15 protein-coding genes are annotated in these 17,358 nt (G+C 63.2%); 12 read left to right on the forward strand and 3 right to left on the reverse strand.

Going from position 1 to position 17,358, the window contains the following annotated elements:
- Positions 1-257: 257 nt before the first annotated feature.
- The 9 genes from E1956_RS03130 to E1956_RS03170 all read left to right on the forward strand — a co-directional run bounded on the left by E1956_RS03130 (position 258) and on the right by E1956_RS03170 (position 8,012).
- Complete coding sequence (locus E1956_RS03130) at positions 258-902, forward strand: ATP synthase subunit I (RefSeq protein ID WP_232071242.1); 645 nt, start codon at positions 258-260, stop codon at positions 900-902.
- 187 nt (positions 903-1,089) lie between these two features.
- Positions 1,090-1,941: a F0F1 ATP synthase subunit A gene (atpB, locus tag E1956_RS03135; protein ID WP_134747328.1), complete on the forward strand. Its 852-nt coding sequence runs from the start codon at positions 1,090-1,092 to the stop codon at positions 1,939-1,941.
- A 68-nt stretch (positions 1,942-2,009) separates the two neighbouring features.
- Positions 2,010-2,279: a F0F1 ATP synthase subunit C gene (gene atpE, locus E1956_RS03140; RefSeq protein WP_028203308.1), complete on the forward strand. Its 270-nt coding sequence runs from the start codon at positions 2,010-2,012 to the stop codon at positions 2,277-2,279.
- 142 nt (positions 2,280-2,421) lie between these two features.
- Positions 2,422-2,892, forward strand: coding sequence for a F0F1 ATP synthase subunit B (locus tag E1956_RS03145; protein ID WP_133194826.1), 471 nt, complete (start codon positions 2,422-2,424; stop codon positions 2,890-2,892).
- Positions 2,893-2,894: 2 nt separating this feature from the next.
- Positions 2,895-3,434: a F0F1 ATP synthase subunit delta gene (locus tag E1956_RS03150; RefSeq protein WP_134747330.1), complete on the forward strand. Its 540-nt coding sequence runs from the start codon at positions 2,895-2,897 to the stop codon at positions 3,432-3,434.
- A gap of 59 nt (positions 3,435-3,493) precedes the next feature.
- Entirely contained in the window at positions 3,494-5,035 is a 1,542-nt protein-coding gene (gene atpA, locus E1956_RS03155) for a F0F1 ATP synthase subunit alpha (protein WP_134747333.1), read from the forward strand.
- An 85-nt stretch (positions 5,036-5,120) separates the two neighbouring features.
- A complete protein-coding gene (gene atpG, locus E1956_RS03160; protein WP_134747336.1) occupies positions 5,121-6,002 on the forward strand; it encodes a F0F1 ATP synthase subunit gamma in 882 nt (293 codons plus the stop codon).
- A gap of 80 nt (positions 6,003-6,082) precedes the next feature.
- Positions 6,083-7,477, forward strand: a complete 1,395-nt coding sequence (gene atpD, locus E1956_RS03165; RefSeq protein WP_134747339.1) for a F0F1 ATP synthase subunit beta — start codon at positions 6,083-6,085, stop codon at positions 7,475-7,477.
- A gap of 109 nt (positions 7,478-7,586) precedes the next feature.
- Positions 7,587-8,012: a F0F1 ATP synthase subunit epsilon gene (locus tag E1956_RS03170; RefSeq protein ID WP_134747342.1), complete on the forward strand. Its 426-nt coding sequence runs from the start codon at positions 7,587-7,589 to the stop codon at positions 8,010-8,012.
- A gap of 102 nt (positions 8,013-8,114) precedes the next feature.
- Here E1956_RS03170 and E1956_RS03175 read toward each other — a convergent pair whose 3' ends face one another.
- A complete protein-coding gene (locus E1956_RS03175) occupies positions 8,115-9,104 on the reverse strand; it encodes a hypothetical protein (protein ID WP_134747345.1) in 990 nt (329 codons plus the stop codon).
- A 433-nt stretch (positions 9,105-9,537) separates the two neighbouring features.
- Between E1956_RS03175 and E1956_RS03180 the strand changes: the two genes are divergently transcribed.
- Positions 9,538-11,280, forward strand: coding sequence for an AMP-binding protein (locus E1956_RS03180; RefSeq protein ID WP_134747348.1), 1,743 nt, complete (start codon positions 9,538-9,540; stop codon positions 11,278-11,280).
- 860 nt (positions 11,281-12,140) lie between these two features.
- On the opposite strand, the gene E1956_RS03190 is transcribed toward E1956_RS03180, so the two are convergent.
- On the reverse strand, positions 12,141-12,980 hold the full coding sequence (locus tag E1956_RS03190) for a transporter substrate-binding domain-containing protein (RefSeq protein ID WP_232071244.1): 840 nt from the start codon (positions 12,978-12,980) through the stop codon (positions 12,141-12,143).
- 259 nt (positions 12,981-13,239) lie between these two features.
- On the opposite strand from E1956_RS03190, the gene hemE reads away from it, so the two are divergent.
- Together hemE and E1956_RS03200 are read left to right on the forward strand one after the other, a co-directional pair.
- Positions 13,240-14,331: a uroporphyrinogen decarboxylase gene (hemE, locus tag E1956_RS03195; RefSeq protein ID WP_134747352.1), complete on the forward strand. Its 1,092-nt coding sequence runs from the start codon at positions 13,240-13,242 to the stop codon at positions 14,329-14,331.
- Between the two features lie 425 nt (positions 14,332-14,756).
- Positions 14,757-17,069: a primosomal protein N' gene (locus E1956_RS03200; protein WP_134747355.1), complete on the forward strand. Its 2,313-nt coding sequence runs from the start codon at positions 14,757-14,759 to the stop codon at positions 17,067-17,069.
- Here E1956_RS03200 and E1956_RS46025 read toward each other — a convergent pair whose 3' ends face one another.
- Entirely contained in the window at positions 17,070-17,219 is a 150-nt protein-coding gene (locus tag E1956_RS46025) for a hypothetical protein (protein ID WP_167759964.1), read from the reverse strand. It abuts the gene before it with no gap.
- Positions 17,220-17,358 lie beyond the last annotated feature (139 nt).

The raw sequence follows: 17,358 nt of genomic DNA on the forward strand, positions 1-17,358 counted from the left end.
CGCCGTTCCAGGGTAAAATCGCGCCCCGTTTTGCTTGGCTCTCCTGACGGTCCCGCGCTTCCTTACAATTTGCGTTACCTGCGGCGTAATGGTGAGTTTTCCGCATGATGAAGTAGCATTTCATACGTGTTATTGAACGGCCTAAAGTCTTGAATTGGCTGCAACTATCGCTTACAATCGCCCGGATTTATTTGGTTGGCGGCGGCGTAAGCACGTTGCAAGAAATTAGGCGGAAGCCAAATATCCGGAATAACGCAATGGTGGGTCAGAGGCCAGACGAAGCGCCAGAGGCGCATGAAGGGCCCGATGGTCCACAACGCGGAACCGAAGCATCCAGCGAGAAGCAGGGTGCAGGTCCGGAGAAAGGAAAAGCCGCTACTGCGCGTCACGATCTCAATGCGGAGCCCAGCGCTGATCGCACCTCGGATCACAACGCGCGGTGGGATGAGTTGGACGCCGACCAGCAAGATAACAAAGACATCGTTCCGCTCACCCGGACCGAAGCCGAACAGCTCTTCGGCTCACAGGTGAGCCGCCCGTCGCGCGTCACGCCGTTTCGTGTCGTGGCAGCGCAAGTGGCTTTGTCCCTGGTTGCTGCGTTGTTGTGGTGGCTGTTCTATAAGCCATCGGGGGTGACTGCGCCGGGCGCCGTGGTGCTGTCCGCGCTCTTGGGCGGAGCGATCTGCTGGATACCCGGTGCGCTGTTCGCGGCGCGCCTGAAGCAGTTGAGCAAGGCCGGCACCGTGTTTAACTGGATGCTCGGCGAAGCATTCAAGATGGGGGCGACGATTGCGATGTTCGTCGCCATCGCGTTCTGGTACCGCGACGTGCAGTGGATCCCGTTGCTCGTCACGTACCTGATCGCATTGAAGACATACTGGATCGCGCTCGCGTGGCGCTGACCCGTCGCTGACATCGCGCCGCCTTTCGTGTGAAAGGCGTCGAGGCGATCGAAGCGGCAAGCGGTTGGCACATGTTGGAGTGAGACTCGATCCGAGGCGGTGCGTTCCCGCAATAGAGCATTGCGCGGGAGCGGCCTGGGCCAACTGGCCAGAACCGATTTTCGACAATTTGGGTGGTTTTAACGATATGGCAGCCAGCGAAGGAACGAGCGCTCCGGGTCCGTCCGAGTACATTGCGCACCACTTGCAGAACTTTGCCACCGCGCACCAGACGTCGATCGTCGACTTCCATGTATGGAACATGGATACGCTGTTCTGGTCGATTCTTTGTGGCCTTGTGACGATCCTCATCCTGCGCCTCGCCGCGCGCAAAGCGACCCCGGGCGTGCCGGGCCGCTTCCAGTGCGCCGTCGAGATGCTGGTCGAGATGGTCGAAGACCAGTCGAAGTCCATCATCCACGGCAATCGTGCCTTCATCGCACCGCTCGCGCTGACCGTGTTCGTCTGGGTCGCGCTCATGAACTCGCTCGACTTCATTCCCGTCGACCTGCCCACGCGCGTGATCGGCTGGCTCGGCCTGTCTGAAGTGTTCCCGCATCAGCGCATCGTCCCGACCGCCGACCTGAACGGTACGTTCGGCATCGCGCTCGGCGTGTTCGTGTTGATGATCTATTACAACCTCAAAATCAAGGGCGCAGGCGGCTTCGTGCACGAGTTGCTGTCGGCCCCGTTCGGCTCGCATCCGCTGCTCTGGATCCCGAACCTTGCACTGAACATCATCGAGTTCGTCGCCAAGACGGTTTCGCTCGCCCTGCGGTTGTTCGGCAACATGTATGCAGGCGAACTGCTGTTCCTGCTGATCGCGCTGCTGGGCGGTCTGTGGAGCTTCGGCGCGGACACGACGGTGCTTGGCTTCATCGGCCACGTGATTGCGGGCAGCGTCTGGGCGATCTTCCACATCCTGATCGTTCTGCTGCAGGCGTTCATTTTCATGATGCTGACGCTGGTGTACATCGGCCAGGCACACGACAAGCACTAAGTGCTCGTCAAACCAGATTTGCAGTTCTATAAATCCCCAGTTCCAGAAAATCTCACAAAGGAGTGATCATGCAAGCTTTCATCGCCAACATCCAGGGTTTCACGGCCATCGGTATCGGCATCATCATCGGCCTGGGTGCAATCGGCGCCTGTATCGGTATCGGCCTGATGGGCGGCAAGTACATCGAAGCCTGCGCGCGTCAGCCTGAACTGATGAACCCGCTGCAGACGAAGATGTTCCTGCTGGCTGGTCTGATCGACGCGGCGTTCCTGATTGGCGTGGGTGTTGCAATGCTGTTCGCGTTCGCCAACCCGCTGCTCTCGAAGCTCGCGGGCTAAGTTCCCTGGAAGGTTGCGCCCGACCTATAACGATAGATGCGGGCGCAGAGCGGAACGGGTGACGAGGCGCTGATCGAGTTTCACAACCGATGAGCGCCTTGCCGTTTCAACTCCCCGGAATAGCAACGTAAAAGGAAACACCGTGAATCTCAACGCAACCCTGTTTGCGCAAATGGTCGTGTTCCTGATCCTCGCGTGGTTCACGATGAAATTCGTGTGGCCGCCGTTGGTCAACGCCCTCGACGAGCGCTCGAAGAAAATCGCGGACGGCCTCGCCGCCGCGGAAAAGGGCAAGGCGGAACTCGAAGCTGCGCACAAGCGCGTCGGCGAAGAACTCGCTACGGCCCGTAACGAGGGCCAAAGCCGTATCGCAGACGCTGAGAAGCGCGCACAGGCCGTCGCAGAAGAAATCAAGGCCCAGGCCCATGCCGAAGCGGCACGCATCATCGCTCAAGCCAAGGCCGACGCCGACCAGCAGGTCGTGAAGGCACGCGAAGCACTGCGTGGCCAGGTCGCGGCACTTGCCGTGCAAGGCGCCGAACAGATTCTGAAGCGCGAAGTCGACCAGACGGCACATGCCGAACTGCTGAATCAACTGAAAGCCGAGCTCTGATCATGGCCGAACTTGCAACCATCGCCCGCCCGTACGCAGAAGCTTTGTTTGGTGTGGCCGAAGCTGGTGACATCGCCGCCTGGTCCACGCTCGTCGCGGAGCTGGCACAGGTTGCGGCTTTGCCCGAGGTGCTGTCGGTCGCGACGAGCCCGAAAGTGAGCCATGCACAGATCGTCGAGCTGCTGCTCGCGGCGGTGAAGTCCCCGCTGAAGGATGCGCCCGAGGCGAAGAACTTCGTGCAGATGCTGGTCGCGAATCATCGTCTGGAACTGCTGCCGGAAATCCACACGCAGTTCGAAGCGCTCAAGAACGCCAAGGCAGGCGCCGCAGACGCGCTGATCGTCAGCGCGTTCCCGCTTGAAGGCGCCCAGTTGAACGAGCTCGTCGCCAGCCTCGAACGCAAGTTCAAATGCAAGCTGAAGCCGGCTGTTGAAGTCGACAAGTCGCTCATCGGCGGCGTGCGCGTCACGGTCGGCGACGAAGTGCTCGATACCTCGGTCCGCGCGCGGCTCGCCAGCATGCAGGTGGCACTGACCGCCTGAGCGCCCATGCGTGGGCGCGGCGGCTGGCACGCAACAGAATTGAACATCAGGAGCGAATAATGCAACTCAATCCCTCTGAGATCAGCGAGCTGATCAAGAGCCGGATCCAGGGCCTCGAAGCGAGCACGGACGTTCGCAATCAAGGCACCGTGATCTCCGTGACCGACGGTATCGTGCGTATCCACGGCCTGTCGGACGTGATGCAGGGCGAAATGCTCGAATTCCCGGGCAACACCTTCGGCCTCGCGCTGAACCTCGAGCGCGACTCGGTCGGCGCCGTGATTCTGGGCGAGTACGAGCACATCTCGGAAGGCGACATCGTCAAGACGACGGGCCGCATTCTCGAAGTGCCGGTCGGCCCGGAACTGATCGGCCGCGTGGTCGATCCGCTCGGCAACCCGATCGACGGCAAGGGCCCGGTCAACGCCAAGCTCACCGACGCCATCGAAAAGATCGCCCCGGGCGTGATCTGGCGTGAAGGCGTGTCGCAGCCGGTGCAGACCGGTCTGAAGTCGATCGACGCGATGGTGCCGATCGGCCGTGGCCAGCGTGAGCTGATCATCGGCGACCGTCAGTGCGGCAAGACCGCGGTGGCCGTCGACACGATCATCAACCAGAAGGGCAAGGATCTCATCTGTATCTACGTCGCGATCGGCCAGAAGGCTTCGTCGATCCAGAATGTGGTGCGCAAGCTCGAAGAAACGGGCGCGATCGAGTACACGATCGTCGTTGCCGCTTCGGCTTCGGAATCGGCCGCGCTGCAGTACCTCGCGCCGTACGCCGGCTGCACGATGGGCGAATACTTCCGCGACCGCGGTCAAGACGCCCTGATCATCTATGACGACTTGACCAAGCAAGCCTGGGCATACCGTCAGATCTCGCTCCTGCTGCGCCGTCCGCCGGGCCGTGAAGCTTACCCCGGCGACGTGTTCTATCTCCACTCGCGTCTGCTCGAGCGCGCGGCACGCGTGTCGGCCGACTACGTCGAGAAGTTCACGAACGGCGAAGTGAAGGGCAAGACGGGTTCGCTCACCGCGCTGCCGATCATCGAAACGCAGGCAGGTGACGTCACGGCATTCGTCCCGACGAACGTGATCTCGATTACCGACGGCCAGATCTTCCTGGAAACCGACCTCTTCAACGCAGGCATCCGCCCGGCTATTAACGCCGGCGTGTCGGTCTCGCGTGTGGGTGGTGCGGCACAGACCAAGGTCGTGAAGAAGCTGTCGGGCGGTATCCGTACCGACCTCGCGCAGTACCGTGAACTCGCAGCGTTCGCGCAGTTCGCATCGGACCTCGACGAAGCGACCCGCAAGCAGCTCGAGCGCGGCCGCCGCGTGACGGAACTGCTGAAGCAGCCGCAATACCAGCCGCTGCAAGTGTGGGAACTGGCTGTCGCGCTGTTCTCGGCGAACAACGGCTACCTCGACGACATCGAAGTCAAGGACGTCCTGCCGTTCGAGAAGGGCCTGCGCGAATACCTGAAGTCGAAGCACGCCGACCTGATCGGCCGCATCGAGGACAAGAAGGACCTGTCGAAGGACGACGAGAACGCGCTCCACGCGGCTCTCAAGGACTTCAAGAAGTCCGGCGCATATTGATCCGTCCGGGAATCATTCACGATAAACGGACTGGGACCCGGGTCAGCGCTTCGGCGGTGACCCGGGTCGACAAAGGAGCAAAGCAATGGCTGGAATGAAGGAAATTCGCGGCAAGATCAAGAGCGTGCAAAACACGCGCAAGATCACCAAGGCGATGGAAATGGTCGCGGCGTCGAAGATGCGCCGCGCCCAGGAGCGCATGCGCGCTGCCCGCCCGTATGCCGACAAGGTCCGCGACATCGCTGCGCACATGAGCCGTGCGAATCCCGAGTATCGTCATCCGTTCATGACGGAAAACAACGATGCGAAGGCCGCCGGCGTGATTCTCGTCACGACCGACAAGGGTCTGTGCGGCGGGATGAACACCAACGTGCTGCGCGCGACGCTGCAGAAGTTCAAGGATCTGGAAGCATCCGGCAAGACGGTCGAAGCAACGGCGATCGGCAGCAAGGGCCTCGGTTTCCTGAATCGTCTGCGCGCGAAGGTCGTCTCGAACGTCGTGCACCTCGGCGACACGCCCCACCTCGAAAAGCTGATCGGCGCCATCAAGGTACAGCTCGACCAGTACTCGGAAGGCAAGCTCTCGGCGGTGTACCTGGCGTACACGCGCTTCGTCAACACGATGAAGCAGGAGCCCGTCATCGAGCAGCTGCTGCCGCTGTCGAACGAGCGCCTCGAAGGCCATGACGATGGCGCGACGCCGAAGTCGCAGTGGGACTACATCTACGAGCCGGACGCGCAAACCGTCGTGGACGAACTGCTGGTCCGTTATGTCGAAGCACTGGTCTATCAGGCCGTGGCGGAAAACATGGCGTCGGAGCAGTCGGCCCGTATGGTCGCGATGAAGGCAGCGTCGGACAACGCGAAGACGGTCATCAACGAACTGCAGCTCTCGTACAACAAGAGCCGCCAGGCCGCGATTACGAAGGAACTTTCGGAAATCGTCGGCGGCGCAGCAGCCGTCTGATAGTCGCGAACCGATTGCGAAACCGCGCCGGTGTTGAACCGGTGAGCGAGTGAAGAATTCAGGTATCTAAAGGAAAATCGATGAGTACAACTGCTTTGCCGGAAGGCAAGATCGTACAGTGCATCGGCGCGGTGATCGACGTGGAATTCCCGCGTGAGCACATGCCGAAGATCTACGACGCGCTCATTCTCGACGGGTCGGAACTGACCCTCGAAGTGCAGCAGCAGCTCGGCGACGGCGTCGTGCGCACCATCTGTCTGGGTGCGTCGGACGGCCTGCGCCGCGGCACCGTGGTCAAGAACACGGGCGAGCCCATCAGCGTGCCGGTCGGCAAGCCGACGCTCGGCCGCATCATGGACGTGCTCGGCCGTCCGATCGACGAAGCCGGTCCGATCGTCAGCGAAAACAAGCGCGCGATCCACCAGAAGGCTCCGGCGTTCGACGAGCTCTCGCCGTCGGCTGAACTGCTCGAAACCGGCATCAAGGTGATCGACCTGATCTGCCCGTTCGCAAAGGGCGGCAAGGTCGGTCTGTTCGGCGGTGCAGGCGTGGGCAAGACCGTCAACATGATGGAGCTCATCAACAACATCGCGAAGGAACACGGCGGCTTCTCCGTGTTCGCGGGCGTGGGCGAGCGTACCCGTGAGGGCAACGACTTCTACCACGAAATGAAGGACTCGAACGTTCTGGACAAGGTCGCGCTGGTGTACGGCCAGATGAACGAGCCGCCGGGCAACCGTCTGCGCGTCGCGCTGACCGGTCTGACGATGGCCGAGTACTTCCGTGACGAAGGCCTGGACGTTCTCTTCTTCGTCGACAACATCTACCGTTTCACGCTGGCTGGCACGGAAGTGTCGGCACTGCTCGGCCGTATGCCTTCGGCAGTGGGCTATCAGCCGACGCTGGCTGAGGAAATGGGCAAGCTGCAAGAGCGCATCACGTCCACGAAGAAGGGCTCGATTACGTCGGTTCAGGCCGTGTACGTCCCTGCGGACGACTTGACCGACCCGTCGCCGGCTACGACCTTCGGTCACCTGGACGCAACCGTCGTGCTGTCGCGTGACATCGCCTCGCTGGGTATCTACCCGGCAGTCGACCCGCTCGACTCGACCTCGCGCCAGATCGACCCGAACGTGATTGGTGAAGAGCACTACTCGATCACGCGCCGCGTGCAGCAGACGCTCCAGCGCTACAAGGAACTGCGCGACATTATCGCGATTCTGGGCATGGACGAACTGTCGCCGGAAGACAAGCTGTCGGTCGCCCGCGCACGGAAGATCCAGCGTTTCCTCTCGCAGCCGTTCCACGTCGCGGAAGTCTTCACGGGCTCGCCGGGCAAGTACGTGCCGCTGAAGGAAACCATCCGTGGCTTCAAGATGATCGTCGACGGTGAGTGCGATCACCTGCCGGAGCAGGCGTTCTACATGGTCGGCACGATCGACGAAGCCTTCGAAAAGGCCAAGAAGATCCAGTAAGGGTCGGGTGTCACGCGAAGGGCGCCGCGACGCAAGTTGAGGCGCCCCTGCAAGCACCTATCGGATAACCCCGCGTGAGCGGGGATGGACCCCCAAGGAGTCGACACATATGGCAGCAACCATCAAGGTAGACGTCGTCAGCGCCGAAGAGAGCATCTATGACGGCCAGGCGAAGTTCGTCGCGCTTCCGGGCGAAGCGGGCGAGCTGGGCATTCTGCCGGGCCACACGCCGCTCATCACGCGGATTCGTCCGGGTGCGGTGCGTATCGTGGGCGCGGACGGTGATGAAGAGTTCGTGTTCGTCGCGGGCGGCATTCTCGAAGTGCAGCCGGGCGCCGTGACGGTGCTCGCCGACACCGCGATCCGCGGCAAGGATCTCGACGAGGCGAAGGCCGCCGAGGCGCGCAAGCGCGCCGAAGAGGCGCTGCAGAACGCCGGCTCGAACCTCGAGTACGCAACGGCGCAGGCGGAGCTCGCCTACGCAGTCGCGCAGCTCGCGGCGATCCAGCGCCTGCGCAAGATGAATCAGCACTGATTTCGGCTCGTGCGCCTCGCGGCGCACAGCAGACGAAAGCGAAAGGGCTCCCCAAACGGGGAGCCCTTTTTCATGGGCTGTTCAGAACCTGGCAACGCAGGTTCAGCCGCGGCCGCTGCCGTTGAGCACGTCCACGCGCAGCACGCCCTGGCGTTCGGCGAAGTACCGCGTATTGGAGAACAGGTAGTCGCCTACCTGCACGTGCTTGAGGATCAGGTCGCGGCCGGCCGCCGTGAGCTTGGGGTCGGCGAGCAGGGCGTCGAGATCGGCCTCGGTGATGCAGTGCTGGTTCTCGTCGTCGCGCCAGTTTTCGCCTTGGCGCAGCGGGCCCTGCAGCTTGAAGTCCGAGGTGAACCAGGGCGAGCCGTCCAGCCGGTAGACGGTCATGCCGAGCGGCCAGATGCCCGCATCGTAGGTGTACTGCGGAATGATCTCGTGGATGAACACGTTGTTGCCCGACGTGAAGCCGTCGAGCCGCACTTTGCCGCCCGGACCCGTGACGCCAAGACGGATGATTGCGCGGTCGTTGGCGTTATCGGCGCGCGGCAACACGCCCAGATATGAACTCGTGGCAAGGAACAGAATGCCTTCCTTCTCCCTTTCGTCTGCGCCGCGCGTGAAGAGCTTGTTGATCTCGACGCTGAGCGACTTGTTGATGCCCACCACGTCGAACTCGGTCGTTTTTTCGCCGATCTCGAATGCGATGGCACCGTCGGCGTCGTCGAAGGGCCCGCGGCGCTCGCCGTCGAAGAGGGCTGTGAAGTCCCAGCCGGTGCGCTGGAAGTAGCGCAGCGAGACGCCGTCGCTCGCGCGCGCGATCACGAATTCGTAGAGCCAGTATTTGCCGGGTGCGCGTTGCAGCTCGACGGTGTTCGCGCCCACGACCATCAGCACGCCGCCGATCAGCTTGCTGGTATCGACGGCGCCTTGCGCATCGGCGAGATCGTTGTAGTGCCTGCCCTCGGGCACGACGCCGAACGCGTACTGAATGGTATCGGCGGGATCGGAATAGCCGTTGGCGTCGGAGCCGGGCACGCCGGCCCAGATTTTTTTGGATAAGCGGATGCGGCTGGAGGCGGCGCTGGTATTCATCGTTGCTCCTTGCTGGGGATGTCCTACGCTGGAAATTAATTTGGACTACATATGAATAAGGGGAAATAAAAGCATCGTCATAGATTGCCGAGACAAGCTTGAACGACATGACGATTTGAAAGCAAAGTAGATCGAACGGTCGTGCAAAAAAGGGGCAAATCCTCCGTTTGAACAAACCCGCGACGGCGCGCCACCGGGTGGCGGGATCCGCCCCGTCACGGAAAAGTCTCGCGGCGATGGTACAAACTACTTGACGTTTACGGAAAGGTAATGCGAAATCATGCCTTCGTGCCTGGCGACGACACGGTCGCAGGCGTCGGCCGCAGCCTATGCGCTGCGGGTAAAACTTGATGCTGCTGGCCGCGTGCGCAGTGGCACAATGGTTTTCAAATCCATTTCAATCGGGAGCGAGACTCCCGGGGAGACAGCCATCATGGCCATCGACGCAGCAGGTGCGCGCGAAGCGCTCATCGCGCCGAAAGACGGGCTTTCCTACGTGCGTGGAGCGGCCGATACGCCGCTTTCCGACGCTACCATCGGCACTTTCCTGCGGGAAACCACACAGCGCTTTCCTGAGCGTCCTGCGGTGGTGTTTCGCGAACAGGACATCCGCTGGACCTGGCGCGAGTTTGCCGAGGAAGTGGACGTGGTCGCAGCCGGCTTCCTCTCGCTCGGCGTTGCGCCGGGCGACCGGGTCGGCATCTGGTCTCCCAATCGCTTCGAGTGGCTGCTCACGCAGTTCGCCACGGCGCGCATCGGCGCGGTGTTGGTCAACATCAATCCCGCCTACCGTCTCGCCGAGCTCGAGTACGCGCTGAACAAGGTGGGCTGCAAGGCGATCGTCGCGGCGGAAAGCTTCAAGACCTCGAAGTACGTCGAGATGCTGCAGGCGCTCGCGCCCGAGCTCGCGAACGCGACGCCGGGCGACCTGCACGCGGCGAAGCTACCCGAGCTGCGCGCGGTGATCCGCATGTGCGACGCCGAGACGCCCGGCATGCTGAACTTCGGCGAGCTGATCGAGCGGGGCCGCGAGCGGCTCGAGCGCGACGGCACAGGAGAACTCGATGCGATCGACGCGACGCTCGTCGCCGACGATCCCATCAACATCCAGTTCACGAGCGGCACGACGGGCAACCCGAAGGGGGCCACGCTCACGCACCGCAACGTGGTCAACAACGGGCGCTTCATCGCCATGGCGATGCGGCTCAGCGAAGAAGATTCGCTCTGCATTCCGGTGCCGCTCTATCACTGCTTCGGCATGGTGCTTGCGGTGCTCGCGTGCGTCTCGGTGGGCGCGGCCATGGTGTTTCCGGGTGAGGCCTTCGATCCGCGCGCGACGCTCGAAGCGGTGGCCGAGGAGCGCTGCACGGCGCTGCACGGGGTGCCGACGATGTTCATCGCCGAGCTCGATCATCCCGACTTCGCGCGCTTCGATCTGTCGCGGCTGCGCACGGGCATCATGGCGGGCTCGCCGTGCCCGATCGAAACGATGAAACGCGTGGTGTCGAAAATGCATCTCGCGGAGATCACGATCGCCTACGGCATGACCGAGACGAGCCCGGTGTCGTTCCAGAGCTCGACGACCGACCCGCTCGACAAGCGCACGACCACGGTGGGACGCATCCAGCCCCACCTCGAGGTGAAGATCGTCGATGCACTCGGCAATATCGTGCCGGTGGGCGAGACGGGCGAGCTCTGCACGAAGGGCTACTCGGTGATGCGCGGCTACTGGGGCGACGAAGCGAAGACTGCCGAATCGATCATCGATGGCTGGATGCACACGGGCGACCTCGCGACGATCGACGCCGAGGGCTACTGCAATATCGTCGGGCGCTTGAAGGACATGCTGATCCGCGGCGGCGAGAACATCTACCCGCGCGAGATCGAGGAGTTCCTGTTCCGCCATCCCAAGGTGCAGTCGGTGCAGGTGTTCGGCGTGCCCGATGCGAAGTACGGCGAAGAGGTGTGCGCGTGGATCGTCCTGCGTCCCGGCGAGGTGGCCACGCCTGAAGAGATTCAGGCGTTCTGCCAGGGGCAGATTGCACACTACAAGATCCCGAAGTACATCCGCTTCGTCGACGAAATGCCGATGACGGTGACGGGCAAGGTGCAGAAGTTCGTAATGCGCTCGCGCATGATCGACGAGCTGAAAATCAGCGAGCAGAAGACCGCTTGAGTGTGCTTGATGCTGATGTTTCGCCGCGGCGCTAACGTGCCGCCGCGGCGAAACAACTCACGCGGATGAAACGCCAGTTGCTTTGCATGCCGAATGAACGGAGTGGCAATGGGCACAGCCGCGAATTAGCGATGGCGGGTTAACCCGGCAAGCGGCCAGATTACGAATTCCGGTGGTGGAGGTTTGTGCGCGCGATTATTCTTGCCATCACAACAACGGGTGGCAAAAAGCGCTAAACAGAGGGAATAGACGAAAAAAAAGCGGGCCTGGAGCCCGCTAAAAACCACACGCTACGGGGTTAGCGCGAGGAGACCAAATGAGGAGCCGGGTCTTGGTACGTTAAAACGCCGGTTACGGCTCCAGCAAGGATGCCCCCGGAAAGGGCTTCGGCTGACGCCGACCGGCTGGTGTATCGTGTCCGCTCACACTTGCACCGAGCCACATCCGTGTTGAAACCGTTGAAGGCATTGTGGGCGAATTAATGAACCTTGGCGGTAACAAAGTGTTTCAGGTTGTAACGCCCGTCAGATAAGGCTCTGCGGGATTTTTTGCCATCCTGAGCGTTTTTCGAAAGTCATTTTTACCTGCATTTTTTATTGCTGTCAGACGACGCGAAGACGTGAATTCGATGCGTCATTCTTTGTGCATGAAAAAAGTCCCGCCGTATGGGCATTGCACGAAATACCCCGCGTAAAAACGCAAATCGCGTACGCACATGCAGCATGGATTCCTGATTGAATCCGTGCGTGAAATGCAAGGATGGCGCATGCCGCACTGCAACGTGTGGTTGCAACTCCTCATACGAACTAGCGAATGACGTGGCGCCGGGTGAGCCCCGGCGCCGCTAATGCGCTGTCACATTACTTGAGCCATTTGTCCGAGATCGCCTGATACTCGCCGCTCGCGCGCGCGAGGTGCAGCCACTGATCGACGTACTGCTGGAACACCACGTCGCCGCGCGGCACCATCCATGCCTTCTCGCCATACTGGAACGGCTTGTCGGGATGCACCGAGCACAGCCCCGGGTTGAGCTTTTGCTGCAGTAGCGTTTCGGATGCGTCGGTGACCATCACGTCCGCCTTGCCCGCGAGGATCTGCTTGAAGATCGTCACGTTGTCTGGATAGACGGTGAGGTTCGCGTGCGGAAAAAACTGCTTCGCGAAGCGTTCGTTCGTGCCGCCCGGGTTCACGATCACGCGCGTGGAGGGCTGGTCGATCTGCGCGACCGTCTGATACTTGCTCACATCGTCGCAGCGCACGATGGGCGTCTTGCCGTCGACCTGATACGGCTCGGTGAAGAATGCGCGCTTCTGCCGTTCCAGCGTGGTCGACACGCCGCCCACCGCGACGTCGCATTTCGCGAGGAAGTCGTTCATCAGGTTCGACCATGTCGTCTTGACGAACTCGGCCTTCACGCCCAGCGACTTCGCGAGCGACTCGGTCATGTCGATGTCGATGCCTTCGAACGTGCCGTCCTGCTTGTAGAACGAGTAGGGCTTGTAGTCGCCGGTCGTGCATGCGCGCAGCGTGCCGCGCGACAACACATCATCGAGCCGCGAAGGCGTGGCGACGCCCGACGTAGCGACGCCCGACGTGGCCGCGCTTTGAGCAAATGCCTCGGGCGTGACGGCAACGCCGGCAATGCCGGCAACAAGCGCGGCGATCAATGAGCATGCGGCGGCGGCCTTCTTCTTGTTCATGCGGCGTGTCTCCTCTCTTATGGATGTTTCGATGTAATGGATCGGAAAGGCATCCGATCATAGCCCGCGCGCAGGCACGCGTTAAGCATGGACTGACCTGGTTGGCGCGCCTGCAAAGGGCGCCCGGATGCCCATGAGGTTTGCATGCGTCTCGCGCGGCGTGCGCTGCTTATCCCGGCCATCAGCGTCATGCCGTGGCGGCGGCTCCGGTAGAATGGCCGTCTGCTTTCGAATCTCGCGCGTCAAGCGCCTCCCGCCCGTGGCTCACACTCTTCTGAACGACACCTTCCTGCGCGCGCTGCTGCGTCAGCCGACCGAATACACGCCGATCTGGCTGATGCGCCAGGCGGGCCGCTATCTGCCGGAGTACAACGCCACGCGTAGCCGCGCAGGCAGCTTTCTCGGCCTTGCCAAGAACCCGGACTACGCGACCGAAGTGACGCTGCAGCCGCTCGAGCGCTATCCGCTCGATGCCGCGATCCTGTTCTCGGACATCCTCACGATTCCCGACGCGATGGGTCTCGGTCTCTCGTTCCAGGTGGGCGAAGGGCCGAAGTTCGCGCATCCGGTGCGCAGCGAAGAGGACGTCGCGAAGCTCGCGGTGCCCGACATCGGCGCGACGCTCGGCTATGTGACCGACGCCGTGCGCGAGATCCGCCGCGCGCTGACCGACGCGCAAGGGCGCCAGCGCGTGCCGCTCATCGGCTTCTCGGGCAGCCCGTGGACGCTCGCCTGCTATATGGTCGAGGGCGGCGGCTCGGACGATTTTCGCACCGTCAAGTTGATGCTCTATGCACGCCCCGATTTGATGGAGCGCATTCTCGAGATCAATGCGCAGGCGGTGGCCGCGTATCTGAATGCGCAGATTGAAGCCGGCGCGCAAGCCGTCATGATCTTCGACACCTGGGGCGGCGCGCTCGCGGACGGCATCTATCAGCGCTTCTCGCTTGCCTGGATCAAGCGCGTGGTGGCCCAGCTCAAGCGCGAGCACGATGGCGAGCGCGTGCCCGTCATCACCTTCACGAAGGGCGGCGGCTTGTGGCTCGACGAGATCGCCGAGACGGGCGTCGATGCGGTCGGACTCGACTGGACCGTGAACCTTGGCCGCGCGCGCGAACGCGTGTGCGATCGCGTGGCGCTCCAGGGCAACCTCGACCCGACGGTGCTGTTCGCCTCGCCGGCGGCAATCCGCGAGCAGGCGCGTGCGGTACTCGACAGCTTCGGTGCCCACCCGGGCCACGTGTTCAATCTCGGACACGGCATCTCGCAATTCACGCCGCCTGAAAACGTCGCCGAACTCGTCGACGAAGTGCATCGCCACAGCCGGGCTTTGCGCGCCGCGGCGGCGTGATTTTTTGTTGCGTCGCAACGAACTGGGCTCTGGGCACCAGGGTCTAGCCTCGCTCAAGAACCCATCTAGATGCCGTTGCGCCGCTGTCAAGACTTGACTTATACACACTTACCTCGTTGCGGCGCGCAAGAGGGAAAAATTGCCGCATGGCAGTAGCGATGCCTGTGAGCAATCATTCAGGCCCTTGACAGATAAGGGTTTCGGCGCTCCACGGCGATTTGTGCGGTGTCCCACATAATGACCCTGGAACCTTGTCGGCGGCGCGGGGCGGTCAAGTTCTTAACAAAGTTATCCACAGGCACGGCGCCGGGAGCGTGTTTGTTCTGCGGAATCCAAAACTTAGCGCGGAAAGTGAAGTTCTACTTTAACTTCGGGCGTCGGTGCGGCAGCGCACGGTGCGAGCGCCGTGTCCATCGGGGTTGCGCATGACGCCATGCTTCGTGCGCGTGGCGCTCGACCATCCGCTGCCCGTCCTCTACGACTACCGCTATCCGCCGGACGCTCCGCAGCCGCAGCCCGGCATGCTCGTGCGCGTGCCGTTCGGCCGTCGTGAGGCGGTGGGGCTGATCTGCGAAGTGAGCGCTCACAGTGACGTGCCGGCCAACAAGCTGCGCGACGTGAGCGCCGTGTGCGCGGAGTGCCCGCCGCTTTCGGCCCAATGGCTCGCCCTCGCGGGCTTCGCCGCCGACTACTATCAGCGCGGGCTCGGTGAAGTCGCGCTGCCGGCGCTGCCGCAGGCGCTGCGCGATCCGGCGCGCTGGCCGCGTCTGATGGCGCCCGAGGAGCGTTACCGGCTGCTGCCGGCGGGGCGCGAGGCCTTGCCCGAGGCGCTGCCCGCGCGCGCCCAGGCATTGCGGCGGCTTGCGCAGGCCCTGGTGGACGCGGGTGAGCTCGATCTTGCCGACGCGCGTGCGTTGCACCCGAAGGCCGCGGCCACGCTCGAATCGTGGCGCGAGGCGGGCTGGGTCGAGTACGAGTGCGTGGCGTTTGGCGCCGCGGGGCATTCGTCCGCCGGGAACGGGGGCGAAAACGAAAACCCTGCCGATGGTGCCAGAAACCCCGGCAGCGCCACCGAAGGCGCCGTTGCGGCCGCCGCGTTGCATCAGCTCAGTGCCGAGCAGGCCGTCGCCGTCGAGGCGATCCTCGAGGCGCGCGGTTTCGCGCCGTTCCTGTTGCACGGCGTCACCGGCAGCGGCAAGACCGAGGTCTATCTACGGGCGCTGTCAGGCCTGCTCGAACGCGAGCCCGATGCTCAGGCGCTCGTGCTCGTTCCGGAAATCAACCTCACCCCGCAGTTCGAGGCAGCGTTCCGCACGCGCTTTGCGGGCGTGTTGCCCGACGATGCCATCGTCACGCTCCACAGCGGCCTCGCCGAAGGCGAGCGCGCGCACCACTGGCTCGCGGCCCATACGGGCCGTGCGCGCATCGTGCTGGGCACGCGCCTCGCCGTGCTGGCCTCGCTGCCGCGTCTGGCGATGCTGGTGGTGGACGAAGAGCACGACCCTGCCTACAAGCAGCAGGAAGGGCTGCGCTATTCGGCGCGTGATCTGGCCATCTGGCGCGCCAAGCAGCTTGGCGTGCCCGTCGTGCTGGGCTCGGCCACGCCGTCGCTCGAAAGCTGGTGGCAGGCCGAGCAGGGCCGCTACACGCGCCTCACGCTGTCGCGCCGGGCCATCGCCGAGGCGGTGCTGCCGAGCGTCAAGCTGATCGATCTGGAAGAAGAGCGCCGGCGCGGCCGCGCCTCGTTCGAGGGCCTCTCAGGCCCGCTCGTCGCGGCGATGAAGGCGCGCCTCGAGCGCGGCGAGCAAAGCCTCGTGTTCCTGAACCGGCGCGGCTACGCGCCGGTCCTCTCGTGCGACGCCTGCGGCTGGGTGGCGGGCTGCCCGCGCTGCAGCGCTTACGTGGTGCTGCACAAGCCCGAGCGCGCGCTGCGCTGTCACCATTGCGGCTGGGAATCGCGCATCCCGCATTCTTGTCCGGACTGCGGCAACGTCGATATCGCGCCGATGGGCCGCGGCACGCAGCGCATCGAGGAGGCGCTCGCGAGCGCGGTGCCGGGTGCGCGGGTGCTGCGCATCGATGCCGACAGCACGCGCCGCAAGGGCAGCGCGCAGGCGCTGTTCTCCGACGTCCATGCCGGCGATGTCGACATCCTCGTGGGTACGCAGATGATCGCCAAGGGGCACGACTTCCAGCGCGTCTCGCTGGTGGGTGTGCTCAATGCCGATAACGCGCTCTTCTCGCACGATTTCCGGGCGAGCGAGCGCCTTTTCGCGCAACTGATGCAGGTGAGCGGCCGGGCGGGGCGCGCGGGCTTGCCCGGCGAGGTGATCGTGCAGACGCGCTATCCGCGCCATGCGATCTATCACGCGCTGGCGCGCCACGATTACGTGGGCTTTGCGAATTCGCAGATCGTCGAGCGTCGCGACGCGCATCTGCCGCCGTTCGTCTATCAGGCGCTGCTACGCGCCGAAGGACGCACGCTCGAGGCGGCGCTGGCCTTTCTCGCCGAAGCCGCGCAGGCGCTCACGGCGATCCCTGCCGCAGAGCGCGTCACCGCTTACGACGCCGTGCCGCTCACGATCGTAAAGGTCATGAACGTGCATCGCGCGCAATTGCTCGTGGAGAGCCAGTCGCGCGCCGCGCTGCAGGCGACGCTGCGGGCGTGGCAACCGGCGCTGCGCGCCTTGCGGGGCGTGCTGCGCTGGAACCTCGAAGTCGATCCGCTCGATATCTGATCAGCGCTTCATCGCGTGCGGCGAGTCGCCACGCCGGTCCCGCGTCACGCGCACTTTGCGCACGGCGGGCGCGGTCGCACCCCGAATGAACAACACCGCGCACAGCGCGCACATGCTCCAGACACCCGCTACTACCAGCCACTTTTCCATTTTTTGGTCCTCGCGCCAGATTCTTTGATCGGCCCCCGTTGATGTTTGTATAACGGCGCGGCGGCGGAATCGATTAGGGTTCACCTGATTGTTGTTGGCCAGGGAAAATACCGAGTGCAACGCGCCAGCCAATGCCGGC

This window comes from Paraburkholderia pallida (assembly GCF_004524855.1).
Taxonomy (GTDB): domain Bacteria; phylum Pseudomonadota; class Gammaproteobacteria; order Burkholderiales; family Burkholderiaceae; genus Paraburkholderia; species Paraburkholderia oxyphila.

Bases quoted from the DNA above. Each gene is read 5' to 3' on its own strand.
- E1956_RS03130 (WP_232071242.1), top strand. From the start codon at position 258: ATGGTGGGTCAGAGGCCAGACGAAGCGCCAGAGGCGCATGAAGGGCCC.
- atpB (WP_134747328.1), top strand. From the start codon at position 1,090: ATGGCAGCCAGCGAAGGAACGAGCGCTCCGGGTCCGTCCGAGTACATT.
- atpE (WP_028203308.1), top strand. From the start codon at position 2,010: ATGCAAGCTTTCATCGCCAACATCCAGGGTTTCACGGCCATCGGTATC.
- E1956_RS03150 (WP_134747330.1), top strand. From the start codon at position 2,895: ATGGCCGAACTTGCAACCATCGCCCGCCCGTACGCAGAAGCTTTGTTT.
- atpA (WP_134747333.1), top strand. From the start codon at position 3,494: ATGCAACTCAATCCCTCTGAGATCAGCGAGCTGATCAAGAGCCGGATC.
- atpG (WP_134747336.1), top strand. From the start codon at position 5,121: ATGGCTGGAATGAAGGAAATTCGCGGCAAGATCAAGAGCGTGCAAAAC.
- atpD (WP_134747339.1), top strand. From the start codon at position 6,083: ATGAGTACAACTGCTTTGCCGGAAGGCAAGATCGTACAGTGCATCGGC.
- E1956_RS03170 (WP_134747342.1), top strand. From the start codon at position 7,587: ATGGCAGCAACCATCAAGGTAGACGTCGTCAGCGCCGAAGAGAGCATC.
- E1956_RS03175 (WP_134747345.1), bottom strand. From the start codon at position 9,104: ATGAATACCAGCGCCGCCTCCAGCCGCATCCGCTTATCCAAAAAAATC.
- E1956_RS03180 (WP_134747348.1), top strand. From the start codon at position 9,538: ATGGCCATCGACGCAGCAGGTGCGCGCGAAGCGCTCATCGCGCCGAAA.
- E1956_RS03190 (WP_232071244.1), bottom strand. From the start codon at position 12,980: ATGAACAAGAAGAAGGCCGCCGCCGCATGCTCATTGATCGCCGCGCTT.
- E1956_RS03200 (WP_134747355.1), top strand. From the start codon at position 14,757: ATGACGCCATGCTTCGTGCGCGTGGCGCTCGACCATCCGCTGCCCGTC.
- E1956_RS46025 (WP_167759964.1), bottom strand. From the start codon at position 17,219: ATGGAAAAGTGGCTGGTAGTAGCGGGTGTCTGGAGCATGTGCGCGCTG.